16 protein-coding genes are annotated in these 25,680 nt (G+C 71.8%); 5 read left to right on the top strand and 11 right to left on the bottom strand.

Features of this window, described 5'->3' with window-relative positions; all coding sequences use genetic code 11:
• Positions 1 to 4: 4 nt before the first annotated feature.
• From ACFZCD_RS03755 to ACFZCD_RS03735, 5 genes are all read right to left on the bottom strand, one after another.
• Positions 5 to 2,284 carry a heavy metal translocating P-type ATPase gene (locus ACFZCD_RS03755; protein ID WP_391827488.1) on the bottom strand — a complete coding sequence of 760 codons (2,280 nt, stop codon included), beginning with the start codon at positions 2,282 to 2,284 and terminating at the stop codon, positions 5 to 7.
• A gap of 113 nt (positions 2,285 to 2,397) precedes the next feature.
• Entirely contained in the window at positions 2,398 to 2,691 is a 294-nt protein-coding gene (locus tag ACFZCD_RS03750; RefSeq protein WP_391827486.1) for a heavy-metal-associated domain-containing protein, read from the bottom strand.
• A 427-nt stretch (positions 2,692 to 3,118) separates the two neighbouring features.
• Entirely contained in the window at positions 3,119 to 3,823 is a 705-nt protein-coding gene (locus tag ACFZCD_RS03745; protein ID WP_391827484.1) for a hypothetical protein, read from the bottom strand.
• A gap of 749 nt (positions 3,824 to 4,572) precedes the next feature.
• A complete protein-coding gene (locus ACFZCD_RS03740) occupies positions 4,573 to 5,754 on the bottom strand; it encodes a cytochrome P450 (RefSeq protein WP_391827482.1) in 1,182 nt (393 codons plus the stop codon).
• Between the two features lie 142 nt (positions 5,755 to 5,896).
• Positions 5,897 to 6,916, bottom strand: a complete 1,020-nt coding sequence (locus ACFZCD_RS03735) for a LysR family transcriptional regulator (RefSeq protein ID WP_391827481.1) — start codon at positions 6,914 to 6,916, stop codon at positions 5,897 to 5,899.
• Between the two features lie 108 nt (positions 6,917 to 7,024).
• On the opposite strand from ACFZCD_RS03735, the gene ACFZCD_RS03730 reads away from it, so the two are divergent.
• On the top strand, positions 7,025 to 7,648 hold the full coding sequence (locus tag ACFZCD_RS03730; RefSeq protein ID WP_391827479.1) for a LysE family translocator: 624 nt from the start codon (positions 7,025 to 7,027) through the stop codon (positions 7,646 to 7,648).
• Between the two features lie 118 nt (positions 7,649 to 7,766).
• Here ACFZCD_RS03730 and ACFZCD_RS03725 read toward each other — a convergent pair whose 3' ends face one another.
• Entirely contained in the window at positions 7,767 to 7,970 is a 204-nt protein-coding gene (locus tag ACFZCD_RS03725; RefSeq protein ID WP_391827477.1) for a cold-shock protein, read from the bottom strand.
• 201 nt (positions 7,971 to 8,171) lie between these two features.
• A complete protein-coding gene (locus ACFZCD_RS03720) occupies positions 8,172 to 8,759 on the bottom strand; it encodes a hypothetical protein (protein ID WP_391827475.1) in 588 nt (195 codons plus the stop codon).
• 498 nt (positions 8,760 to 9,257) lie between these two features.
• On the opposite strand from ACFZCD_RS03720, the gene ACFZCD_RS03715 reads away from it, so the two are divergent.
• The 4 genes from ACFZCD_RS03715 to ACFZCD_RS03700 are packed head-to-tail and all read left to right on the top strand — an operon-like array spanning position 9,258 to position 13,460.
• Positions 9,258 to 9,728, top strand: coding sequence for an NUDIX domain-containing protein (locus tag ACFZCD_RS03715; RefSeq protein WP_391827473.1), 471 nt, complete (start codon positions 9,258 to 9,260; stop codon positions 9,726 to 9,728).
• Complete coding sequence (locus tag ACFZCD_RS03710) at positions 9,725 to 11,584, top strand: ATP-binding cassette domain-containing protein (RefSeq protein WP_391827471.1); 1,860 nt, start codon at positions 9,725 to 9,727, stop codon at positions 11,582 to 11,584. The genes ACFZCD_RS03715 and ACFZCD_RS03710 overlap by 4 nt, the downstream gene beginning before the upstream one ends.
• Positions 11,581 to 12,873, top strand: a complete 1,293-nt coding sequence (locus ACFZCD_RS03705) for an MFS transporter (RefSeq protein ID WP_391827469.1) — start codon at positions 11,581 to 11,583, stop codon at positions 12,871 to 12,873. Before ACFZCD_RS03710 ends, ACFZCD_RS03705 begins: the two co-directional genes overlap by 4 nt.
• Complete coding sequence (locus tag ACFZCD_RS03700) at positions 12,873 to 13,460, top strand: class I SAM-dependent methyltransferase (protein WP_391827467.1); 588 nt, start codon at positions 12,873 to 12,875, stop codon at positions 13,458 to 13,460. Before ACFZCD_RS03705 ends, ACFZCD_RS03700 begins: the two co-directional genes overlap by 1 nt.
• 283 nt (positions 13,461 to 13,743) lie before the next feature.
• Here the strand turns inward: ACFZCD_RS03700 and ACFZCD_RS03695 are convergent, their stop codons facing one another.
• Genes ACFZCD_RS03695 through ACFZCD_RS03680 form a run of 4 tightly spaced genes read right to left on the bottom strand, consistent with a single transcriptional unit; the run spans position 13,744 to position 25,680 of the window.
• Positions 13,744 to 14,967 carry a cytochrome P450 gene (locus tag ACFZCD_RS03695; RefSeq protein WP_391827465.1) on the bottom strand — a complete coding sequence of 408 codons (1,224 nt, stop codon included), beginning with the start codon at positions 14,965 to 14,967 and terminating at the stop codon, positions 13,744 to 13,746.
• The gene (locus tag ACFZCD_RS03690) at positions 14,964 to 18,776 is read right to left on the bottom strand and encodes a type I polyketide synthase (protein ID WP_391827463.1); all 3,813 of its coding nucleotides are present in this window, start codon (positions 18,774 to 18,776) and stop codon (positions 14,964 to 14,966) included. The genes ACFZCD_RS03695 and ACFZCD_RS03690 overlap by 4 nt, the downstream gene beginning before the upstream one ends.
• A gap of 46 nt (positions 18,777 to 18,822) precedes the next feature.
• The gene (locus tag ACFZCD_RS03685; RefSeq protein ID WP_391827461.1) at positions 18,823 to 24,390 is read right to left on the bottom strand and encodes an SDR family NAD(P)-dependent oxidoreductase; all 5,568 of its coding nucleotides are present in this window, start codon (positions 24,388 to 24,390) and stop codon (positions 18,823 to 18,825) included.
• Positions 24,391 to 24,417: 27 nt separating this feature from the next.
• Positions 24,418 to 25,680, bottom strand: a complete 1,263-nt coding sequence (locus ACFZCD_RS03680; protein ID WP_391827459.1) for a cytochrome P450 — start codon at positions 25,678 to 25,680, stop codon at positions 24,418 to 24,420.

The raw sequence follows: 25,680 nt of genomic DNA, 5'->3' as shown, positions 1-25,680 counted from the left end.
GGGGCTACCGGAAGCGGCGGAGCCGGAGGCTGTTGGTGACGACGAAGACGGAGGAGAAGGCCATGGCCGCGCCGGCGATCATCGGGTTGAGCATGCCGGCGGCCGCGAGGGGAAGAGCGGCGATGTTGTAGCCGAAGGCCCAGAAGAGGTTGCCCTTGATGGTGCCGAGGGTGCGGCGGGAGAGCCGGATCGCGTCGGCGGCCACGAGCAGGTCGCCGCGGACGAGGGTGAGGTCGCCGGCCTCGATGGCGGCGTCGGTGCCGGTGCCCATGGCCAGGCCCAGATCGGCGGTGGCCAGGGCGGCCGCGTCGTTCACGCCGTCGCCGACCATGGCGACCGAACGGCCCTCGGCCTGGAGCCGCTTGACGACGTCGACCTTGTCCTGGGGGAGGACCTCGGCGATGACCTCGTCGATGCCCACCTCGCGGGCCACGGCCTCGGCGACGGCCTTGTTGTCCCCGGTCAGGAGGACGGGGGTGAGGCCGAGGCGGCGCAGTTCGGCGACTGCGGCCGTGCTGGTGTCCTTGACGGCGTCGGCGACGGTGAGGACGCCTCGTGCCTCGCCGTCCCATGCGACGGCGACGGCGGTACGGCCCTCGGCCTCGGCGGTGGCCTTGGCGGCGGCGAGCTCGGCGGGAAGCTCGATCGCCCACTCCGAAAGCAGCTTCTCCCGCCCGACGAGGACCGCGTGTCCCTCGACGACGCCCTGGACGCCCAGCCCGGCGATGTTCTCGAAGCCTTCGGAGGCGGGCAGGGTGCCGGTGCGTTCGGTGGCGCCGTCGGCGATGGCGCGGGCGATGGGATGCTCGGAGGCGTGCTCCAGCGCGCCGGCCAGGCGCAGCAGGTCCTGCTCGGTGACGCCGGGGGCGGTGATGACCTCGTGGAGGGCCATGCGGCCGGTGGTGACGGTGCCGGTCTTGTCCAGGACGACGGTGTCGACGCGGCGCGTGGACTCCAGGACCTCGGGGCCCTTGATGAGGATGCCCAGCTGGGCGCCGCGCCCGGTGCCGACCATCAGGGCGGTCGGGGTGGCCAGGCCCAGGGCGCACGGGCAGGCGATGATCAGCACGGCCACGGCGGCGGTGAACGCGGCGGCCGTGTCGCCGGTCACCAGCAGCCAGGTCAGCAGCGTGCCGAGGGCGATCAGCAGGACGACGGGGACGAAGATCCCGGAGATGCGGTCGGCCAGGCGCTGGACAGCGGCCTTGCCGTTCTGCGCGTCCTCCACGAGCTTGGCCATGCGGGACAGCTGGGTGTCGGCGCCGACGCGGGCGGCCTCGACGACCAGGCGGCCGGAGACGTTGACGGTGGCACCGGTGACGGCGTCGCCCACGGTGACGTCCACGGGCACGGACTCGCCGGTCAGCATGGAGGCGTCGACGGCCGAACCGCCCTCGGTGACCGTGCCGTCCGTGGCGATCTTCTCCCCGGGGCGTACGACGAACAGGTCACCGACCGCCAGCTCGGCCACGGGTATGCGGGTCTCGCGCCCTTCGCGCAGCACAGTCACGTCTTTGGCGCCCAGCTCCAGCAGCGCGCGCAGCGCGGCACCCGCCTTGCGCTTGGACTTCGCCTCCAGATAGCGCCCGGCGAGGATGAAGGCGGTCACTCCGGCGGCGGCCTCCAGGTAGATGGAGGACGAGCCGTCCGCCCGCGAGACCGAGAAGTCGAAGCCGTGCCGCATGCCCGGCATCCCTGCGTGGCCGAAGAACAGCGCCCACAGCGACCAGCCGAGCGCGGCGAGCGTACCGATCGACACGAGGGTGTCCATGGTGGCGGCCCCGTGCCGGGCGTTGGTCCACGCCGCCTTGTGGAACGGCAGCGCGCCCCACACCACCACCGGCGCGGCCAGCGTCAGGGACAGCCACTGCCAGTTGTCGAACTGCAGGGCCGGGACCATGGCCATCAACACGACCGGCACCGCGAGGACGAGCGAGACCAGCAGCCGCTGCCGCAGCGCGCCGACCTCTCCCCCGCCGTGGCCGGCCTCCTGCTCCTGCGGCGTCTCCGCTTCCGCGCGGGCCGTCGGCTTGGGCGGCTCCTGAGCGGTGTAGCCGGTCTTCTCGACGGTGGCGATCAGATCGGCGACCTCCACGCCCGGCCCGTAGGCGACCTTGGCCTTCTCGGTCGCGAAGTTGACCGTTGCCGTAACGCCGTCCATCCGGTTGAGCTTCTTCTCGATGCGGGCGGCGCACGAGGCACATGTCATGCCGCCTACGGAGAGCTCGACTTCGGCGGTGGGTACGGCGGGCGTCGCCGTCTTCTCGGGGGCCGTGCTGGTCATCGCGTACTCCTGGGGAGGGCCGGACCGCGCGGCGTCCATATCAGTGGAGCGGCGCGGTCCTGGCAGGGAAACACGGGGGTAATACGGGAGGGGTGATACGGGGGCGGGGTATTTCAGGCGCGGCCGACGAGCTCGTAGCCCGCCTCGTCCACGGCCGCACGCACGGTCTCGTCGTCCAGCGGGCCGGTGGAGGTGACGGTCGCCAGCCCGGTGGCGGCCACGGCCTTCACGGACGTGACACCGGCTATCGCGGAAACCTCCTGGGAGATCGCACCCTCGCAGTGGCCGCAGGTCATGCCGGTCACCTTGTAGACCGTGGTGATGCCGACCTGGACATCGGCCTGGGAGGCGGAGCCGCAAGCGCCGCCCGGAGTGCAGCAGGAGCCGGAGTTCGTCTGGGAGGTCATGGCTGCTTCCTTCACGTTCGTCGGTGCGCGGAATGTCCGAGGAGCCCCGGGTCAGGTGCCCGGCGCCTCCTGCTGAACGCAACTATATACCCCCCGGGGGTATCTCGGAAGGGGTGGCAGGTCGAGCACGTAGGGCCGCGGGATATTGCGGGGGCGGTGAGCTTCACGCCATCGCTGCCTCATGTACCGAGTCCGGCCTGGCTACTCGCGCGCTACGTGCGCCGGGTGGCCGAGTGCCAGCGGCCCAGGCGGGAGGAGTTGGTGACGACGGAGGCGCAGGCGCAGGGGCAGGGGCAGGGGCAGGGGCAGGGGCAGGCAATGATCAGTATTGAAACGGCGGAGACCAGGGCAGGCGTCAAGGCCGGGGCGGGGCCGAGGGTGGGGGGTGACACCATGGCGCCACCCCCAGCCGCGCGTCAGCTGACGTTCAGGTCAGCGCGGCGGTGTGGAGCTTCCCGCCGGTCCGGAACTGCAGGAACATCCGCCAGCTACCAGGCTTGGGCAGCAAGGCCTGGAACGCCGGGTCCGGCCCGCCGTTGCCGTCCTTCGTCTCGGTCTCCGGGTGGAGGTGCGCGAACGCCTGGTCGCCCTCGTGGAAGGCGGTCAGGTGCGCGTAGGTGTCGAGGTAGGGCTGGAGATCGGTGACGGGCTTGCCGTCCTTGCTGATGCTCACCGTCGTGGGGTGCGCCATCCCGGCCATCAGTACGCCCTTGACCGTGACGGTGTAGCCGTCGACCTCGGTGCTCGAGGCAGCCTCCGGCAGCGGGGTCTTCTTGGCCTCGCCGGGCACGGTGACGGTGCGGCTGAGGACAAGGTCCTTGCCCTTGCCCTCGCCGCTGTCCGGGATGAAGGACGCGTACGTCCGCCACGTGCCCGGCTCGAGGGACGACAGGCCGGCGGTCCAGCTGCCGTCGCCGGCCATGGTGGGGTGCAGGTGCTGGAAGCCGGCGAGGTCCGAACGGATGGCGTAGAAGTGCATCTTCTTGGTCTGGTCGGCCGCGAAGGCGGTGACCGGCTTGCCGTCCGGGCCCATGATCTGGAACTTGTAAGCGGTGTCCTTGCCCGCCGGCAGCTCGGTGGTCATGGAGGTCAGCTTGTAACCGTCCTGGGCGTCGGCCAAGCCATCGCCCATGCTGCCGTGATCCATGCCGGGCATCGAACCGTGATCGTGATCCATGCCGGCCGAGGGCGAGGCGAGGGCTTGGAGGCGTGGTCCATGCCCGGCATGGACGAGTCGGAGTCCTTCGACGAGCCGCAGGCTGCAAGCACGACCGCGAGGACGACGGCCGTGCCGGCCGCGGCGAGGCTGCGACGACGGGGAGCAATACGAGAAGTGAACGACACCACAGAAACCTTCGAAGTATGCGCGCCTTCAGCGGCACGCGGATGATCAGGACACATGGCTCGAAGCCTGCCCGCACAACGGGCGGGGGCGAGGTGCCTGTCAGTTCCGCGCTACGCACACCTTCAGCAACAGGTCGCGTCCACCACCCGGGGAAGCGCGCCGCCCCGCGCCTCCCGCCGCGCGGTGCCGCTGCAGGAGTGCCCGGATGCCAACCGCCGCAAAGATGGCGACGGCAAGCAGCCACATCACCGGCAGCGGGATGCCTTCCCGCGGGAGAGTCGCGACGCACAGAGCCCCGTGCTCACCGGTCATGGCCTGCGTTTCGACGTGAGCAGATCCCGCAACGACCATCGGGGCAATGGCAGCGGCCCTCGACGCGGCAACGGGCCCACCGTGATCGGCATGCATGGGGACGGATGCCGAGATCCCGACCCGGAGGCCGGCACAAAAACTCTGCCAGACCATACCCCCTCCGGTACCCGGGTGTGATGCGCTTCACCACCGAAGGGTGCCGGGTCCGCGGTCGGTGAGCCGCTCTAGCGAGTGAATACCCGCAGGGATTCCAGTCCCCGCATGAGTCGCGTGCGGCGCCACCGGAGTTCTTCGGCCGCTACGGCGAGGCGAAGCGCGGGGAACCGGATCAGCAGCGCGCGAAGGGCGATCTCCGCCTCGGCCAGGGCGAGCGGCGCGCCGAGGCATCGGTGGATTCCGTGGCCGAAGGCCAGATGGACCCTGGCATCGCGTTCGGCATCGGGGCGATCGGGAGCCGGGTATTGGGCAGGGTCCCGGTTGGCTGCTCCGGGAGAGATGAGCACGGGGACGCCGGCGGGGATTTCGGTCTCGCCCACGGTGATCGGTCGGGTGGTGTACCGGAAGGTGGCGATGCCGACCGGTGAGTCGTAGCGCAGCAGTTCGTGCAACATGCTGCTCAGCCGGCCGGGCTGGGTTCGTGCGCGGTCGAGGAGCTCCGGGTGCTGGAGGAGGGCCAGGACGGCGTTGCCGATGAAGTTCGTGGTGGTCTCGTGGCCGGCGACGAGCAGGAGGACGGCCAGGGAGACGAGCTCGTCCTCGCCGAGTTGTTCGCCGTCCTCCCGAGCAGCGATGAGGTCGTACAGCAGGCTGCCGTCCGGAGCGCGTCGCTTGTCCTCGATGAGACCGGTCATGTAGCCGGCCACGGCGTGCGAGGCCGTGTCGATCCGCTGGGGCTGCCCGGCGGCGAAGAGGTCGTTCGACCACGTGCGCACCTGAGCTCGGTCGGCCTCGGGCACTCCGAGCATCTGGCAGATCACCGTGACCGGCAGCGGGATGGCGAGACCGGCGACGAGATCGGCCTCACCATCCTTCGGAAGGGCGTCGAGGAGACGGTCGACGGTGTGCTGGATGTACGGGCGCAGGCGGGTGACGGCGCCGGTGGTGAAGGCTTTGGTCACCAGGCGGCGCAGCCGGGTGTGCTCGGGAGGATCGGTGGCGAGCATGGTGTGGGCGACCGCGGGGTGGAGGTTGCGGCCGGAGGAGCGGCCTGCGAAGAACCGGGCGGTGTCCTTGGACAGCCCCGGTTCGCCGAAGGCTGCCTTCGCTTCGGCGTAACCGGTCACGAGGTAGCTGGGCCTGCCCCCGGAACCGGTTTTCACCTGCTGCACCGGAGCTGCCGCCCGGAGTTCGTCGTAGAAGGGGTAGGGGTTTTGGAGGAACTCCGGGCACGACAGCGGGTCACTCATGGCGTCGGTACTGCTTCCTTGTCCTGGGCGGTCTCGATGGCACGCTGATCCGGATCGCGGCGCACTGCTTCCGGGTTTCCCGGATTGAACCCGGCGATGTCTTGATCATCGCTTCCGAGGCCGTCTCGGTCTCCGAAGACCGTTACGTGGCTCTCGACACCGTGACCCCCGGCAGAGCCGGGGGCTGGGCAGGTTCCGTGAGGTGGGTTCGGTGAGCGTTGTGGTCTTGCAGGGGTGCGTCCCAGGTGGCGGTGGTGTCGCGGGCGACGTCGCGCAGGAGGTCGATGAGCTTGTCCGCGAGGGGTGTGAGGCCGGCGTCGGCTTTGGTCACGGCGTAGATCTGGCGGTAGGGCCTGGGGTGGGCCAGTTCGCGATGGGTGGTGCCGGGTGCGTGGGTCAGGGCCAGGCGGGAGACCAGGGCCACTGCGATGCCTGTGCCGACGAGGGCCTGGGCGACGTCGTAGGACTCGGTCTCGAACCGCACTGTGGGAGTGAAGCCGGCCTCGCGGGCGGCGTCGTGGAACTGTTTTCGGGCGGCGTGGCCGGCCAGGATGGAGACCCATGATTCGTCGCGCAGCTGTTCCAGGCGGAGTTCGGTGTGCGCGGGCTGTCCGATGGCCAGTGGGTGGTCGTCGGGAAGGACCACGACCATCGGGTCCAGCAGCAGCGGGTGGGCTCGTACCTGCGGGGACGGTGCGAGCGGCTTGCCCCAGGACGCGACGAGGGCCACGTCCAGGCGCCCCGCGTTGATCTCGTCCGCTCCGCGTCCGGACACCACGTCCACGACGGAGACGTCGGCGTCCGGATGGCGGTGCCGCAGAGCCGTCAGGGCCGGTGGCAGCAGGTGCAGGGCAGCTGCCTGGAACGTTCCGATCCGCAGGCGCAGTGAGAGGTGGCCGAGCAGTGCGGCCAGTTCGGCCTCGGCCTTGTCCGATGTCTCCTCCACGGTTCGGCCGTGGGAGGCGAGCAGCGTGCCGGCCGGGGTGAGCGTCGCTCCGCGAGGACCACGGATGACGAGGGGTACTTGCCAGTCGCGTTCGGCTTTGGCCACCTGCTGGGTGACCGCCGCGGGTGTGAGTTGGAGGGCGTGGGCCGCCGCCGTCATGGAGCCGTGCCGCTCGATCAGCGCGAGAAGCCGCAGCTGTCCCGGATCCATCACCATTCACTAATCCTAACGCTGCACCCTTCTCTTTTAACTTCTCTTAGGGGCGCCGGAGAGGAAGTCTGGAGCACATCCATCACCCGCAATCCCCGGAAGGGTCTCTTCCCCATGCCCACGCACGTGCCCGTTTTCATTGCCACCACCTTGCTGCTGGCAATGCTGCCCGGCGCCAGCCAAGCCCTGATGATTCGTCAGGTTCTGGAAGGCGGCCGACGTACGCTCCGAGGCACGCTCGCGGGCAACGCGAGCGGCTTCCTGCTGTGGTCCACGGCCGCCGCGGCCGGGCTGTCCGCCGTTCTGCTGGCCAACCCCCACGCCTACGCGGTACTCCGGATCGCCGGCGGCATCGTGCTGGTGTTCCTCGGCGTGAACACGCTGCGGACCGCGCTCACCGCCGTCTCCCCCGGTCCGCACCATGAGGGCGGGCGCCGCACCGGGTTCGCAGGCGGTTACCTCACCGGCCTGAGCACCAACCTCGGCAACCCGAAGGCGGGCGTATTCGCCGTCTCAGTGCTGCCCCAGTTCGTGACGGCGAAAGGCCCGGTGTTCCTGTCGACCGTGGCTCTGGGAGCTTTGTGGGCGCTCGTCAGCGTCTCCTGGTACTCGTTGCTCACCTGGGCCGTCGGCCGCGGACGCTCCCTGGTGTCGCGGCCCACTGTCCTGCGGGGACTCCGCGTGACCACCGGCCTCGTCCTGCTGGGACTGGGCGCCACGGTGGCAGCAGGCGTCTGAGGGCCGGGCCAGGGATACTTCCAGCTGTCGGATCGCCTGGCCTCACCGCCCGCTCGGGCCCAGCGGCCACACGGGTACAAGGGGGACGAGTCGGACGAGGGGTTAAGAGGGAACTTACTCAGATCGGCCTGATGTTTGCGGCCTGCAGGCCCTTCGGGCCGGTCTTGACTTCAAACTCGACCTTCTGGTTCTCCTGCAAGGTCTTGAACCCCTCAACCCTGAGCTCCGAGAAGTGGGCGAAGAGGTCATCACCCCCGCCCTCCGGAGTGATGAACCCGAATCCCTTGGCGTCGTTCCACCACTTGACCGTGCCAGTTGCCATCGTTACCGCTCTTCCCGTTCCACGAAGGCCACGCCGGACCCCTACCCCTGCCATGACCATGATCAAATCCTCAGGCTAGCGTCCTCGGCTCACCGAGCGGGTCAGATGCCGGACTCGCGAGCTTGAGTAGTCCGAAAACAGGCTCTGTCCAGGCGCGAACCCGCGCGGCGTTTCAGGCTCAACGACCGCACCCCGCGCGGGCTAAGCCAGGCCGTCGACGCGGCCGTGCTCATAGAGGATCGTCCGGAGTTGCCATGCTGCTGCGGTCGGCACGTGGAGGCGCCGTTCCCCGTTCGTGTCCGTCGGCGGGCTCGTACGTGAACCTGCTGCCGTGGCGAGCAGCGCGAGAGGGTGGTCGTGCCGCGGCTGGCTTCGTCCTGGTGGTGAAGGAAGTCCCTCAGGTAACCGCGGGGCGGGCGGTTCGTGCGGGAGTGCGTCGAAGGCCATCCATCCACTCAGGTAGGTGAGTTCTGCGGCGGCGGAGAAGAGGTCGCGGCGGAGGTCTTCGCTGGGGAAGGTGGCGCTGAGGACAGCGGCGACGCTCGAGCGCAGGTGTGCGACGACGGCGGGCCGCCCATCAGCACCGCCGCGCCGCTGGTCGTGGCGGGAGAAGAAGGCCGTCATCTCCCGGATGGCCTCGACGTCGGCGGCCCCGACGACGCGCGCGGAGGCTGGTGGGCGGGTGCGGACCTGGTGGTGGGCGTCGTCCCACCAGGGGGGTCCGGGCAGGGCGAGCCCTGCGAGCGAGGAGGCCGTGCCGGCCAGGGCCTGCCGGCGGGTGATGTCCAAGTCACTGCTCCTCAGATCCAGCAGCACCGTCCGCGTGTCGACGCCGCGACAGCCTGTTGCGCCTCAGCAGCCGACCCGGGGTCGGCGCGCGCAGTGCCGTGAGCGTCACCCGTCGATGCGCAAATCCGTAACCACCGCCTGCCCGGCGATAGGCGGGCAGAGGCATAGGCCCAGCTGTTTCCGTCAGCAACGCAAGTCCCGAATCGGGTGAGCGGCCCCGCCGGAGTGAATCGCACACCGACCGGCGGGCCGCCCGCCCAGTACCCAGGGGCCGATTGACGCCCACTCGAATTCCTGAACGACAAAGCGCCCCCGAGGGGCCGTGACCACACCCATCCGGGGGCCGTTTTTCCGATCACTCGTCCGACCATCTCGTCAATGAGGAGGCGTAGTGCATCACCGCCAGGACCGGTTCACCAATGCCACGGGGGTGCGTTTGAGATTCGAACACGGCCGGGCGGCCGGTCGCCGCGCTGGGGCGGCCACGGGGAGGCACGCGTGACGAAGCCGCCGCGCTACCGGCTCGTGGTCGACGTGATGGTGCTCATGGTCCGCAGCGACGGGCGGGTCCTGCTGCTTCGCCGGGCCGGGCAGGTATACGCCTCCGGGCTGCTGTGCCCGCCCGGCGGACACCTGGAGCAAGACGAACCCGTCACCGCCGGCGCCCTGCGCGAGGTCGCCGAGGAAGTCGGGGTCACGATCGCGCCCCGGGATCTGGAGTTCTGCCACGCCATCCACCACCGCAGCCCCGAAGGCGAGGGCCGCATGGGGATGGTGTTCACCGCACAGCGGTGGACGGGCGAGCCGGTCAACCGAGAGCCGGAGAAGTGCTCCGCTCTGGTGTGGGTGGACCCCGCCCGGCCGCCGTCCGACTGCGTGCCCTACACCGCCGCCGTCCTGGAGCGCTTCTGCTCCGGCGCCCTGCTGTCCACGCACGGCTGGTCCACCACCCCGGGAGGCGCCGCGTGAAGCTCAAATCCAAGTCCGATCCGGCCGAGCCGGAGGGGTCTGAGTCGGAGCGGCTGCTGTTCGGCGGACCCCTGCTGCACAACGCGCGCTGGGCCGAGCACCACAACGCGTACTTCACGATGTCGCTGTGGGCGATGGCCCTGCAGCTGCCGCGTCTGGTCACGTTCACCGTGCGCCTGGCCCGGCGCGCCGAACGCCGCGCTCTGTGGGTCGTCGGTGCCGGGGAGCTTGCCCGTGGTGTGAGTCAGGCCATCGGCTTGATCGCGATCAACAGCGTGCTGGCCACCGTTCTGGCCACCGGCAGCATCGAGTACCGGGTCCAGGCCGCGGTCCCCGCGATGATCGGCGTGGCCGTCACCGGCATCTTCGGCGCGCTGGCCACAGCGGCCTCCACGGCGGGGTCGGGCCGGCTGGAGCCGAAAGTCGAGCGCGTCGCCACCGAGATGTACCTGGCCCACGTGATGAAGGTCGAACTCGCCGCGATCGAGAATGCCGACTTCCATCGCCTCATGGACTCCGCGCAGTTCGGGGCCGGTGCGGCCCGGCGGATGGTCAACCAGTGCACCGGGGTCGTCGGCTCCCTGGTGAGCTTCGTGGCCGCCGCGGGGGTTCTCACCGTGCTCCACCCGGCGCTGCTACCGATCCTGGCCTTGATGACGGTGCCCCGCTCCTGGGCATCGCTGCGCAACTCCCGGGCCCGGTACGGGAGCTATTTTCAGTGGATGCAGCACGCGCGGGCCGGGCGGCTGCTGAGCCAGACCCTCATGCGCACCGATCCCGCTCCGGAGATCCGGGTGCACAAGGTCGGCCCCCTCCTGCTCCACCACTTCCGGCAGATGTCGGAGGCGTCCGAGGCCGAGCAGTCCCGCCTGGCCGACAGCCGCGCCCGCGTCCGCCTGGCCGCCTCCGCCCTGACCGGCGTCGCCGCGGCCCTCACCTACACCGCCCTCGGGGTGCTGCTGGCCACCGGGGCGATAGCCTTGTCGGTTGCAGGCACCGCGGTGCTGGCGATCCGTACCGGCGGGCAGAGCCTTTCCACCCTCGTACTCCAGGTCAACAACCTCTACGAGGAAGCCTGCTACGTCCAGGACCTCGAACGCCTCTTCCAGGAGGCCGCCCGCCACCAGATCCCGGAAGGCGGCGCGCCGGTCCCCAGCGACCTGGCCGTGATCCGCTTCGAGAACGTCACCTTCCAGTACCCCGACGACAGCGACGAGTACTCCGAGGGCCCCAGGCGTACCGAGCAGGAGAAGCGGCCGGCGCTCAAGAACGTCTCACTCGACGTGCCCGTGGGAAAGATCGTGGCCCTGGTCGGCGAGAACGGCTCGGGAAAGACCACGGTCTCCAAACTCCTGGCCGGCCTCTACCAGCCCGACAGCGGCAGCGTCCGGTGGAACGGGACCGACGCCCGCGAACTGGACCGCGCGCAGCTCTTCCACCGCGTCGGGATGGTCAGCCAGGACTTCCACCGCTGGCCGTTCACCTTCCGCATGAACATCGCCATCGGCCGCCCGGAACGCCCGCTGGACGAGAAGGTGCTCGAGGCAGTTGCCGGGGCGGCCGCTCTGGACGCGAAGGCCGAGCTGGAGGTGTTCGAGCAGATCCGCAAGCTCGCCGACGGCGGCCGGACCGTCATCCTGATCACCCACCGTCTGGCCTCCGTCCGGCACGCCGACCTCATCCACGTCCTGGACAAGGGCGAGCTTCGCGAGTCCGGCACCTTCGAGGAACTGCTGACTCTGCCCGACGGCGCCTTCCGCACCCTGTACGAGATGCAGGCCCGGCAGTTCCGGGACGCCGCTCTGCCCAGCCAGCGCCACCCGGCTGATGCGGCGGAGAGGAGTGACGCGCGATGAGCAGCGCCCCGGTGGGAGAGGGGAGTCTGTGGGGGCACCGGGACTTCGTGCGGTACTGGAGCGCGAACGTGGTCGACCTCGTGGGCAGCGGTGTCACGTCCGTGGCCCTGCCGATGATCGCCGTCGTCGCGCTGCACGTCTCGGTGTGGGAGGCCTCGCTGCTGGCGTTCGCCGAGCGGCTGCCGCCGCTGCTGTTCTCCCTTCCCGCCGGGGCCCTGGCTGACCGGTACCGCAAACGCCCCACGATGATCGCCGCGACCCTCGTCTCCGGCGCGGCCCTCGCGATGGTCCCGTTGGCCGATTCCACCGGCCGCCTGTCGCTGGAGCTGCTGTTCGCGGTGGCGCTGATCGACTCGACGGCGATCGTGTTCGGCTCTACCGCCCGCATCAGTTACCTGCCGTCACTTCTGCCCCGTCAGCGACTACTGGAAGCGAACGCCCATGCCGGTGCCGTAGCGTCCCTGGCCGACAGCGCCGGTGCCCAGCTCGGCGGCTCCGTCGTGGCGGTACTCGGCGCGGCCCGCGCCATCTACTTCGACGTCGCTTCCTATCTGGCGTGCGCCCTGTTGCTTGGCAGCATCCGCACGCCGGAAGCCGCCCCGGAACGGCCGGCGAAGACGGCCACCTTGCGCGACGAGATGAAGGAGGGCGTGCTGTACGTGGTGCGCCACCCGACGATCCGGCCGTTGCTGCTGACCGGCACCGCGTTCACGGCCGTCTTCGCCTTCCTGACCACCGTGTGGTCGGTGTACCTGCTGCGCGAACTCCACTACTCGGCGACCGCGCTGGGCGTGCTGCTGAGCGTGGCTGCGCTTGGCGGCGTCGCCGGCGCACTCGCCGTCCGCCCGCTCGTGACCCGGTACGGGCCGGCCCGCGTCATGCTCACTGCCCTGGCCGTCCTCCCGATCACCGAACTGCCGCTCCTGCTGGTCGGGCCCGGCCGGGCCGGGCAGGTGGCCATCGCCGCGGGAATGTTCGCCCAGCTGGCTGCCTCCACCGCACAGGGCTCCACCCAGCGCAGCATCCGCCAGGCCGTATGCGACCGCGGCATGCAGGGCCGCATGCTCGCCACCGGCCAGTGGATCACCTACGGCACCCGGCCGCTCGCCGCCCTCCTCGCCGGAGCCGCCGGGGCCTGGCTCGGCCTGTGGAACACCCTCGCCATCGGCACCGCAGCCCTCGCCATCCCGTTCCTGGTGCTCCTCGCCTCCTCGATCCGCACCCTGCACCGCGTCCCCGGCGCCTCGTCTGTGCCCCGGCCGCCCGCTCCGGAAGGAGAACCAGCGTGATGATCGAGAACCCTGCCGCCTACTGGGGCGAGCTGTGGGCGTCGGGCCGCCGGTACAGCCCGCTCACCGAGACCGAAGCCGCGCTTCTCGATCATCACGCGGGTCCCGGCCGCGGGCGCCTCGCCCTCGATATCGGGTGCGGCGACGGCGCGCTGGCCCGCTACCTCGCCGGCCTCGGCTACCAGGCGACCGGACTCGACTGCACCCCGGCCGCGCCCGCTCTCGCCGAGCCGAGCGAGGGGGCCGTGCGCTACGTCTGCCAGGACATCGAAGCCCCGCAGCCGCCGTCCCTGCCCCGGCGGTCCTACGCCCTGATCACCGCCCGGCTCGTCTTCGCGTTCATCAAGGACAAACCGGGCTTCCTGTCCCGTGTCCACGGTCTCCTCGCCCCGGGTGGCCTCTTCTGGGTGGTCACGCCCTTGGCCGGCTCTCTCCCTCCGGACCTGGCCTCGGTCGGAATCACCGGTGCCGAAGAGGAGTTGCTGACCGGCCTGTGGTCCACGGTCCGTGCCACGAACGTGGGCACTATGCGCTGCTACGCCCTTCGGGCCTGGAGCGACGCCGATTGCGAGACGAGGGGACGTTGATGCACGAGATGGCCACCAACGGCGAGGTGTGGACGGACCAGCCCGTCGGCCACCCACCCGCCGGCCTCTACCGGGTCACCGCAGGTGGGTGACCCGGCAGCTGATGGCGCAGCTTCCGCCGGCACGGACGGGGTACACCAAAGGCTCGAGCATCGGTAAGGAGACAGGGGCGCGATGCCGCGTCCCGGCTGTGCTCAGTGCGGGTCAGACGATCGCGCCGGCCGGCCTGCCACTCCCCACCCCACCGGAAGCCGGCAGGCCCCCCGTCCCCTGCCGTTGGCGGTTATTCCGGGCCACCCTGCCAAGTCACCCGCATCGCCTCCGGCCCCCGGATGTGCGGCCGTTCTCTCCACGTGATGTTGCGGACGGTCAGCTCCGGGGCTCTGGTGAGCAGCACCCGCAGGCCCTCCTGGAGGTCGATGCGTCCGAGCTGGGCGCCGACGCAGTAGTGGGCGCCATGGCCGAAGGTGAGGTGTCCACCGGGTGGCCGGGTGAAGTCGATCGCGTCGGGGTCCTCGAACCGGGCCGGGTCGTGGTTGGCCGACTCGACGGCGATGGTCAGGGCTTCGCCCGCGCGCACCAGGGTGCCGCCGACGTTGACGTCCTCCCGCGCGTAGCGGACGAACAGGCCGGCACCGGCGGAGGCGTTGTTGCGCAGCAGTTCCTCGACCGCCGCCGGCAGCTCGGCCGGATTCGCACGGAGCCGGTTCCAGAGCGCGCGGTCGCCCCGGGTGAGAACGTAGACGCAGTTCGGGATCTGGGTGATGATCGCCTCGAACCTGGCCAGCAGCATGGTGACGACCAGGTCGATCAGCTCGTTGTCGGTGAGCCGGTCCTCCTCGTCCCGGGCCTGGACCATCGCCGTCATCAGGTCGTCGCGGGGGCGGTCCCGGCGCTCGGCGATGAGCCGCTCGGTGCAGGTGCGCAGGGCACCGAACCGCCGCATCATGTCCTCGGCGCCGACGGCGCTGCCGGGGAGCAGCGCCTCGCTGATCGACTCGAAGACCTCCCGGTCCGAGGCCGGCACACCGAGCAGGTCGCAGATGGTCAGCACGCTCATCGGCTGCGCGTAGTCCAACAGGATGTCCATGCCCGGCCCGGCCTTCATCGCCGACGACAGCAGGGCGTCCGCCGCCGCGTGCACCGTGGGGCGCTGCGCTTCCATACGGGATTTGGTGAGGGCTTTGAGCAACAGCGTGCGCAGCCGGGTGTGTTCGGGGGCGTCCATGGTGATCAGGCCGGCCAGGTCCGTCGCTTCTTCCTGGCGCGGGTAGTCCCGGCCGACCGACATCGCGCGGCTGAACCGCGCGTCGCCCAGCACCAGCCGGGCGTCCGCGTAGCGGGTGACGAGCCAGGTGGGTTCGCCGTAGGCGAGCCGCACCCGGAGCAGCCCCTTGCGCTGCCGCAGCTCCCGGAACCGCTCGTGGACCTCGATGCCGCGGCCGTCGTCGAAGGGGAAGTGTTCCAGTGCCTCTGCGGCGCCGGGAAGATCGGGAAGGGGCGTCATGCGGGCTGCACCTCCGTCAGCCAGTCGTGCAGGTTCGCCGAGATCAGGTCGGCGTGCTGGGAAAGGATGGTGAAGTGATCGCCGGGCAGCCTGCGCACGCGGTGCGCCAGTTCGGCCGGGAACGGGTGGTCCTCCGAACTGGTGGGCAGGCCCGCGACGACCTCGCTGGCGAGCAGGTGCAGGACCGGTGCCTTCAGCGGGCCGGGCCGCCATCCGCTGAAGATCCTGCTGTAGCCGCCCATCGCCGCGATCTGGCCGCTGGTGGTCACCGTCCGGTCCGGACGGTCGAGCGACATGCCCATGAGGTCACGTCGCCGGATCTGCTCGCGCATGAACTCGCTGCGGGTCTCGGTCTGGTCCATCTCCTCCTCCGGAAGGTACGAGTCCAGCAGCAGCAGCGCGGTGACGGGGACGCCGGTCTGCTCCAGGTGCGCGGCCAGGTCGTGCGCCGGCCAGCCGCCCGAGGAGTAGCCCGCGATGATCAGCGGGGTGCCGGCCAGCTCACGGCGCAGTGGTTTCGCCAGCATCCGCACCAGGGCGGCACGGTCGGCGGGCAGCGGGGCCTCACCCGCGAATCCGGGCGACCACAGCGACCACACGTCGGACGCGGGGTCCAGCCCGGCGTGCAGGTAGGAGTAGGGCAGGTCCAGGTTGGGGAAGATCGGCGGGGTGAGGCCGACGATCGTGGGGCCACCCGCGCCCGTCCCCACCCGGCGCAGTTCGGCGAGATCGCGCGGATCGTCCCGGTCGAAGGTGTCGCGGGTCTCGGAGGCCGCGCGGGCCAGGCGGAGGGCGACGTTGATCCGGCCGGTGCGGATCGCCCGGATGTAGAACGAGGCCAGGCTGCCGTCGCTTTCGTCGGCGTTCTCGGGCGCCGGGTCCACCGGCCCGGTGCCGGGTTCCGGGACCTCGTTCCCGGACCGGGCGGTCCCTACGAGCTCGTCGAGCGTGCCCTCCTCGGCGCGGGCGGCCAGCTTTTCCAGCACGCGCTCGGTGAGGTCGACCACCGTGGGATAGTTCAGCACGTCGGCGAGTTCGATCTCCACGCCGGCACCGGTGGTGAGTTGCTCGCGCAGGCCTTCCGCGCCCAGCGAGTCCATCCCGAGATCGCGGAACGTGTCCTCGGCGTCGACCTTGTCATCCGGTCCGTTGCCCAGCGCCCGGTTCAGGCACGCGCGAACCAGCGTCTCGACGTGACCGTTGCGCTCCTGCTCGGGCAGTGCCCACAGCAGAGCCGCGGGCGAGCGCCGACCGGGCTCGCGCGTCCCGGGGTCGCCGGAGATCAGCACCGGCATGGTCCACTCGCGCTCGATCCAGTACCGGCTGCGCTGGAATGCGTAGCCGGGCAACGGGATGCGCCGCGCACCGGTGCCGGCCAGGACGGCACGCCAGTCCACCGGCGCACCCATCACGTACGCGCGGCCCAGCGCGCGCACGATCGCCGCTGAACCGGCCACCGCGCTCTCCGTCTCCCCCGTCTCTCCCGTCTCCCCCGGCACGGCCAGCACGGCCAGCACGGCGGGGCCGTCGGGCAGCGCGGCGGCCATGCCCGCGGTGTCCCCGCCGAACACGAGGAGCAGTCGGTGACCGTCGGCCCGCAGCTCGCGGGCGACCGAGTCGGATGCGGCGGCCGGCACCGTGTGGTAGTCGTCCTCGGCCGGGCGGTCCCGCAGCCAGCGGCCGGTGTCCCCGCACAGCACCGGCACACCGGGCGCGGGGGGCGGGACCTCCACGACGTCGGGTTCGACGCCCGCGGGGCACCCGGCCGCGATCCGCAGCGCCGAGGACAGGGACAGCCACCCGACCGCCCAGGACGCGGCCAACAGGCCGGATCCGTGTCCCGCCAACGCCGCCGGGCGCACCCCTGACGTGCACCACACTCGTGTCACACCGGTCAGCACGGCCAGCGTGGCCGGGGCCAGCACGTCCGGCCGGTCCAGCGGTGGCACGTCCGGGGCACCGCGAAGCACATCCGTCAGGGACCAGCCGGCCGGCCCGGCCAGCGCGGCCTCACATGCGGAGAGGTGCTCGGCGAACGGCTCGGCCTCGGCGTACTGCGCGGCCAGCGCGCGCACCACGGCCGGGGTGCACTCGTGCGGGTACAGGAATGCGGTGGTGCCGTTGCGCACGGCGGTGCCGGAGAGCACCACCGTGGCGCTCCCGGTGTCGTTCCGGCCCGTGCTCAGCGCGGTCAGGCCGGCGGCGAGGTCGGCCGGGCGGGAGCCGAACACCACCGCGCGGTGCGGCAGGTGCGCCCGGGTGGTGGCCAGCGACCACGACAGGTCCAGCAGATCCGGGCGCGCCCGGTCGAGGTGCTCGTGCAGCGCGGCCGCCTGCGCGGACAGCGCCTGTTCGGTCCTGCCCGACAGGGTCCAGGCCAGCAGTGGCGGGACGGCCCGGTCGCCGGGCTCGGTGTCCGGGCCGGGCTCCGGGTCCTCCAGGATCACGTGCGCGTTGGTGCCGCCGACTCCGAACGCGGACACGCCCGCCCGCCGGGGGCGCCCGTCGCGCGGCCACGGGACCGCGCTGGTGAGCAGTTCGACCCCGCCCTGCGCCCAGTCGACCCGGGGGGTCGCCGTGCCGGTGTGCAGGGTCCTGGGCAGCGTGCTGTGCCGCATGGCCAGCACCATCTTCACCACGCCGGCGACTCCGGCCGCGGCCTGGGTGTGGGCGAGGTTCGACTTCACCGCGCCGACCAGCAGCGGCGGCCGGTCGCCGCGGTGGCGGCCGTACCCGGCCAACAGGGCCTGCGCCTCGATCGGGTCGCCGAGCGCGGTGCCCGTGCCGTGTGCCTCCACCGCGTCGACGTCCGCGGGCGACAGGCCGGCCGAAGCGAGCGCGTCGGCGATCACCTGCTGCTGCGCGGTTCCGTTCGGGGCGGTCAGCCCGGAGGAGGTGCCGTCGGAGTTGATCGCCGATCCGCGCAGCACCGCGAGCACCGGGTGGTGGTTGCGGCGCGCGTCGGAAAGCTTCTCCAGCACCAGCATCCCGGCGCCCTCGCCCCACGCGGTGCCGTCGGCGGCCGAGGAGAAGGGCTTGCACCGCCCGTCCGGCGCCAAGGCGTGCTGCCGGGCGTAGTCGATGAACAGCAGCGGGCTGGACAGGACGGTCACCCCGCCCGCGAGCGCCAGGGTGCACTCGCCCGCGCGCAGCGACTGCGCGGCCAGGTGGATGCCGACCAGGGACGAGGAACAGGCGGTGTCCACCGTGAGCACGGGCCCCTGCAGGCCGAACACGTAAGCCAGCCGACCGGAGGTCACGCTGGCCGCGTTGCCGATGGAGAGCTGGCCCAGCATGTCCTCGGGCATCTCGCGGATCGCCGTGGCGTAGTCCGCGTTGGACAGTCCGAGGAACACGCCGGTGCGGCTGCCGCGCAGCCCGGCCGGATCGATGCCGGCGGACTCCAGCGCCTGCCAGGTGACCTCCAGCGCGATCCGCTGCTGCGGGTCCATGCTGAGCGCCTCGCGCGGCGAAATGCCGAAGAACTCGGCATCGAAGTCGGCCGCGTCGTCGAGGAAGGCACCGTGCCGGACGTAGGAGCGGCCCGGTGTGCCCGGTTCCGGGTGGTAGATCTGGTCTTCGGTCCAGCCGCGGTCGGCCGGGAACCCGGTGATCACGTCCTGCTCCGCGGCGAGCAGTTCCCACAGCTCCTCCGGCGAGCCGATCCCGCCGCCGAACCGGCAGCCCATGCCGACCACGGCGACCGGGTCGTCGGCGGGGTTCTCCAGCTGCCGCAATCGCTCCCGGGTGCGCTGGAGTTCCGCGGTGACCCGCTGGAAGTACTTGAGGAGCTTCGGGTCCTCGCCCACGGCTTTCGATTCCTCTCCGGTCGGCCGGGTGGTCCCGGCTGCTGGTTCACGCATCGCCGAGTTCCCGGTCCACGAAGGCGTAGAGCTGGTCCACGGAGGCCGAGCTCAGCTCGTCCGCCCCGGGCGCCGGCTCGCCGTCCAGCGCGCGCAGCGCCGCCCGCAGTCGTCCGCGCAACGCGTCGCGTTGCGCGTCCTCGCCGGCCAGCGCCTCCTCGACCGCCTGCGCGAGTCCGGAGAGCTGATCCGGGCCGGGCTCGGCAGGGCCGTCCGCCGGCTCCTCCGCGCCGGCGGCGTCCGGCGCGACCTCCGTGCCGAGGTGCGCCGCGAGGGTGGCCGGAGTGGGGTGGTCGAACACCAAGGTGGCGGGCAGGTTCAGACCCGTGGCGGTGTTGAGCCGGTTGCGGAGCTCGACCGAGCTCAGTGAGTCGAATCCGAGGTCTCCGAACGGGCCGTCCGCGGGCACCCCGTCCGCGGACGGGTAGCCGAGCACGGCCGCGATCTGCCCGAGCACCAGGTTGAGGAGCTGCCGGTCCCGTTCGGCGGGGCTCAGCCCGCCCAGCCTGCGGGCCAGATCCGCCGGGGACTCGGCGGGCGCGGCGGACCGCGCGGAGCGCCGGCGGCGGGCCGGGCGGACCAGGTCGCGCAGCAACGGCGGTATGCCCTCTTCTCCCAGACCGGCCACGGTGGCCAGATCCAGCCCGATGGGCACCAGGTGGACCCTGTCCGAGCCGGTCGCGGTGTCCCAGAGGGCCAGGCCCTGCTCGACGGTCAGCGCGCGGATCCCGGTGCGGTCCATGCGGGCCCGGTCCGCGGCGGCCAGCCCGCCGCCCATCCCGTCGCTCGTGCTGGTCCCGCTGTCGGGCGCCCACAGGCCCCAGCCCAGCGAGCGGGCCGGGAGCCCGGCGGCGGCCCGCTGGTTCATGAGCGCGTCCAGGAAGGCGTTCGCCGCGGCGTAGGCCCCTTGGCCCGCGGTGCCGAACACGCCGGCGGCGGAGGAGAAACACGTGAACCCGGCGAGGTCGAGCTCCCGGGTCAGCTCGTGCAGGTGCCAGGCTCCGTCGGCCTTCGGCGCCAGCACGTTCTCCAGTTGCCCGCCGGTCAGCGACTCCACCAGGCCGTCGTCCAGCACACCGGCCGCGTGGACCACGGCGGTGAGCGGGTGTGCCGCGGGCACCTCGGCCAGCACCCGGGCGACGTCCTCCCGCCGGGCGACGTCGCCGCGCGCCAGCTCGGCGTGCGCGCCGAGCCGGCCGAGTTCGGCGACCAGTTCCGCGGCGCCGGGGCTCTCCGCGCCACGGCGCGAGAGGAGCAGCAGCCTGCGGGCGCCCCGGCTCGCCAGATGCCGGGCCAGCGTGCGGCCCAGCGCCCCGAGCCCACCGGTGATCAGCACGGTGCCGTCGGGATCGGGCGTGCGGGCGGCCGGGCCCCCGTCGCTCTGCGCCGGACTGTCGTCGCGGTGCAGCCGGGGCACCAGCAGCTCGCCCGCGCGCAGCGCCACTTGGGGCTCACGGGCCGCGGACGCGACGGCGACCGCGTCGCGCAACGCGGTGCCGGCCGGCTCGTCGGCATCGACCAGCAGGACGCGGCCCGGGTACTCGCTCTGTGCCGAGCGGGCCAGCCCGTGGGCGGCGGACAGTGCCAGGTCGGGTTCGTCGCCCGCCCGCACGCCGAGCGCGCGCTCGGTGCAGACCACCAGCAGTGAACCGGCGAACCGCTGGTCGGTGAGCCACACGCGCAGGTGCCCGGTCAGCTCGGTGAGCGCGGCGCGGACCCGTGCGGTGACGTCGTCCCCGGCGGGACGGGCCGGGCGCAGCACCACCACCGGCGGCACCGGGTCCTCCGCGTCCGCCAGCGCCGCGAGGTCGAGCCGGCCGGTCCCGGGGTCGTGCCACTCACCGGGATCGTCCACTGCGGAGGGCCGGCGCACGGGCACCCAGTCCTGTGCGAGCAGTTCCGCGCCGTCCTCGGCCGGTCCCAGCAGGTAGGACTCGTCGGCGGGCAGCGGCCGGAACACCAGGGAGTCCACCTTGGCCACGGTGGCACCGGTCTCGTCCGCCAGCGTGATCGCCACGTCGCCGTTCCCGCCGGTGACGTGCACCCGCACCGTCGAGGCTCCGGCCCGGAACAGTGACAGTCCCGACCACGAGAACGGCATCGAGCCGTTGCCCTCGTCGATCCCGTCCAGCTGCGGGCCGAGACCGACCGCGTGCAGGGCCGCGTCCAGCAGCGCCGGATGCAGGCTGTAGCGCTTCGCGTCCCCCGCCGCTTCGGCGGGCAGGGCGACCTCGGCGAACATCTCCGAGGTCCCGTCGGGGTGGTCGCGTTGCCAGAGGGTCCGCAGACCTCGGAACGCGCCCTCGTAGCTGAAGTGCCTGCCCTCCACCACCTCGTCGTAGACGTCCGCGACCGGGATCTCCCGCACGTCCCGGGGCGGCCAGTGCGCGAGGGTCGTGTCCGGCGTGGCGGTGCTGATGCCCAGGTAGCCGAAGGCGTGCGACCGCCATGGGCCCGGCTCGGCCCGGCCCACGCCCTCCGGCCGGGAGTACACCCGCACCGGGCGGCGGCCGGTCTCCTCGGCGCCGCCCACCACTACCTGCACCGACACCCCGCCGTGCTCCGGCAGGACCAGCGGCGCCTCGACGGTCAGCTGTTCGAGCAGGTCGCAGCCGACCTGCTCGCCCGCTGCCAGTGCCAGTTCCACGAAGCCGGTGCCGGCCAGCAGGGGGATGCCGCGCACCCGGTGGCCCCCCAGCCAGGAGTGCGACTGGAGGGACAGCCTGCTGGTGAGCAGCGTGCCGTCGCCCTCGGCCGCGGACAGCATGGCGCCCAGCAGCGGGTGGCCCACCGGGAGCAGCCCGGTGGAACGCAGGTTCAGGCCGTTCCCGTCCGGCACCAGCCAGTACCTCTCGTGCTGGAACGCGTAGGCGGGCAGGTCGGCCGTCCTGGCGGGCGCGGCGGGCAGCACGGCGGGCCAGTCCACCTCCACGCCTTGCGTGTGCAGCGCGCCGAGGGCGAGCAGCACGTCCTTGGTCTCGTCACGATCGGCCCCGCGCAGGGTGGGCACCCTCGCCTCGTCCGGCCCGGCGTCCCGCCCCGCCAGCGCGGAAAGCACCGCGCCCGGTCCCAGTTCGAGCAGGACGCGTGCACCGGCCTCGCGTGCGGTGCGCAGCCCGTCGTGGAACCGCACCGCCTGCCGGACGTGCGCGGTCCAGTACTCCGGCGAGCGCAACTGCTCGGCCGTGGCAATCTCGCCGGTGAGGTTGGAGATCACCGGGATGTGCGGATCGTGCGTCGTCAACCCGGCCAGGACCGTGCCGAACTCGGCCAGCATCGGCTCCATCAGCGGCGAGTGGAACGCGTGGCTGACCCGCAGCCGCCGGGTCCGCCGTCCCCGGCCCGCCCAGTCGGCCTCCAGTTCCGTGATGTCTTCGTCCGCACCGGAGACGACCACCGCGTCCGGGGCGTTCACCGCCGCGACGGACACCCGCCGCGCGCGCCCCGCCAGCCAGGGGGCCAGGTCCTGCTCGGTGCCCTGCACGGACAGCATCGCGCCGCCCTCGGGCAGCGCGGCCATCAGGCGGCCTCTGGCGGCCACCAGCCGGACCGCGTCCGGCAGCGACCACACCCCGGCCGCGTGCGCCGCGCTGATCTCCCCGATCGAATGCCCCAGCAGCAGGTCCGGGCGCACGCCCCAGGAGCGCATCAGCCGGAACAGCGCGACCTCCACCGCGAACAGGGCGGCCTGGGCGAAGTCGGTACGGTCGAGCAGGTCCGGTTCGCCCTCGAGCACGGTCCGCAGCGGTTTCTCCAGCTCCCGGTCGAACAGCTCGCACACCTCGTCGAACGCCTCGGCGAACACCGGGAAGGAGGCGGCGAGCTGCCGCCCCATGCCGGGCCGCTGCGCGCCCTGACCGGTGAACAGCATGCACAGCCCGCCGCCAGCCGCGGCGCCCACCGCCACATCGGGGGCCCGGCCGGTGCCGAGGTGGCCGCGCAGCGCGGAGGTGAGGTCGGCCAGGTCCCGGCCGGGCACGGCCAGCCGGTGGCGGAAGTGGGTGCGGCGGGTGGCCAGTGCGTGCGCCAGCCCCTCGGCGGAGGGAGCGTCGCCGGACTCGGCGAAGGCCAGCAGCCGGGCCGCCTGGTCGCGCAGCGCGTCCTCGGTCCGGCCCGACACCGTCCACACCAGGCCGGCGGACGGCACGCCGGGCTCCGGCGCCTCCGGCTCGACGGGCTGTTCCAGCACGACGTGGGCGTTGGTGCCACTGATCCCGAAGGAGGAGACGGCGGCGCGGCGCGCTCGCCCGGTCTCCGGCCAGGGCATCGCGTCGGCGAGCACGCTGACGCCGTTCACTCCCCAGTCCACCTTCGGGGTGGGGCTGTCCACGTGCAGCGTCTTCGGCGCGAGCCCGTGCCGCATCGCCATGATCATCTTGATGATGCCGGCCACTCCGGCCGCTGCCTGCGTGTGCCCGATGTTGGACTTCAGCGAGCCCAGCAGCAGCGGCCGGCCGGACGGCCGGTTCTGGCCGTAGGTCGCCACCAGCGCGGTGCCCTCCACCGGGTCGCCGAGCGGGGTGCCGGTGCCGTGCGCCTCGACCACGTCGACGTCCTGGGTGGACAGCCCGGCGTCGGCGAGCGCAGTACGGATCACCTCCTGCTGCGCGGTGCCGTTGGGTGCCGAGAGCCCGTTGCTGGTGCCGTCGGAGTTGACCGCCGAGCCGCGCAGCACGGCGAGCACCTGATGGCCGTGCCGCCGCGCGTCGGACAGCCGCTCCAGCACCAGGAGACCCGCCCCCTCGGCCCAGATCGAGCCGTTCGCCCCGGCCGCGAACGCCTTGATCCGGGCGTCCCGGGAGGTGACGCCCTGGCCGCAGAACTCGACGAACGTCTCCGGAGTGCTCAGCACCGTCACACCGCCCGCCAGCGCGATCGGGCACTCGCCGGCGCGCAGGGCCCGCATCGCGAGGTGGGTGGCGACCAGGGAGGACGAGCAGGCGGTGTCCACCGTGAGGGCCGGGCCGTGGAAACCCAGGGCGTAGCTGATCCGGCCCGAGATCACGCTCATGGTGTTGCCGGTGATGCCGTACTGGGAGAACTGGTCGGTGCCTTGCCAGAGCATCTCGTAGTCGTTGCTGGACGCGCCGACGAAGACCCCGGCCCGCTCGCCCACCAGCGAGTCCGGCAGGATGCCCGCGGACTCCAGTGCCTCCCAGGCGAGTTCCAGCACCAACCGCTGCTGCGGGTCCATCACCAGCGCCTCGCGCGGGGAGATCCCGAAGAACGCGGGATCGAAATCGCCCGCCCCGCTGAGGAAGCCGCCCTCGCGCACGTAGGACCGCCGCGCCTGCTGGGACTCCGGATCGGCGTCGTAGAGCTCCTCGATCGGCCAGTGCCGGTCCTCGGGGAAGGCCGAAATGGCGTCCGTGCCCGCGGCCACCAGGTCCCACAGCTGGGCGGGCGAGGCCACGTCGCCGGGCAGCCGGCACGACATGCCGACCACCGCGATCGGCTCGGCGGACTGCTCGGTCACGTCACGCAACTGCTCCCGGGTGCGTAACAGATCGGTGGTGACTTTCTTCAGGTATTGCCGGAGCGTGCTGACTTCGTCGTGCATGAACGACTCCCTGCGACGGATGGCCGGTCAGAGTTGGAAGGTGATGCGTTCGGTGTCGAGGCCGCGGACGACCACGTGCCTGCGGTAGCTCAGTGAGTCCTCGTGCACGTGGAAGCCGCGCAGCCGGCGGGCCAGTTCACCGAACACGATCTCCGCCTCCAGCCGGGCCAGGCTGCTGCCGAGGCAGTAGTGCGCGCCGGCGCCAAAGGCGAGGTTCATCGCGGCCGGCTTCCGGTCCGCGACGAACTGATCCGCCCTCGGGTGCACCCGCTCGTCCCGGTTGCCGGACGCGAGGACCAGGGTGACCACCGAGCCTTCGGGGATGTCGATGCCGTTGATCCGGTCGGACCGCAGCGCGACACGGCCGGTCAGCATGATCGGGCAGTCGTAGCGCAGCGCCTCGCTGACCACGTCGCCGGCGATCGCCGGGTTCTGCCGGAGCAGCTGGAACTGCTCGGGGTGGCGCGACATCGCGAGGAGGCCGTTGGTGATCAGGTTCGTGGTGGACTCGTGGGCCGCGGTGAACACGGTCACCACGACGTTCGTCACCTCGCGCCGGCTCAGCCCGCGCCCGTCCTCCTGCGTGGAGAGCAGGCTGGAGATGAGGTCCTCGCCGGGGTTGCGGCGGCGCTTGTGGATGAGGTCCGCGAAGTAGCCGTGCAGTTCGGTGGTGGTGCGGACGATGCGGACGAGTTCCTCGCGGTCGAACATCGCGGTGGAGTGGAAGCTGGCCACCAGCGTGGGCAGCTCCGTGGACAGCGCCATGTCGCTGGACCACTCCCGCAGCATCGGGATGTCCTCGGCCGGGATGCCCAGGAGAGTCGCGATGACCCGCAGCGAGAGGACCGCGGCCAGGTCCTGCACGCCGTCGAACTCGCCGTCGGCCAGGCAGTCGCGGAGCAGTTCGTCCACGATCTCGCGGATCCACGGCTCGAAGCGCGCGGTGATCCGTGGCGTGAAGGCCTTGCTGACCAGGTTCCGCTGCCGCCCGTGTCCGGGATCGTCCATGAAGAAGATCGAGTTGAGCACCGGCTCGTCCCCGCGGTCGCCGAAGAGTTCCCGCATCCCCGGCGCGTTGAACGTGTCACTGCCCATGGTCGTGTGGCTCTTGAGCACCGCCATACAACTGGCGTGGTCGCTCAGCAGCAGCGAACCGTCCGGCGTCCACATCGGGCCTTCCTCCCGCCACCGCTCGAACAACGGGTAGGGGTTCGCGAGCACCTCCCGGTCGAGCAGGGCGTGCAGCGGGTTGTCGAGCACGGTGGCAGGTGGGCGGCTTGGCTCTGACAT

This window comes from Streptomyces sp. NPDC008001 (assembly GCF_042958085.1).
GTDB lineage: Bacteria > Actinomycetota > Actinomycetes > Streptomycetales > Streptomycetaceae > Streptomyces.
This window is presented reverse-complemented; position numbering and strand designations above follow the sequence as displayed.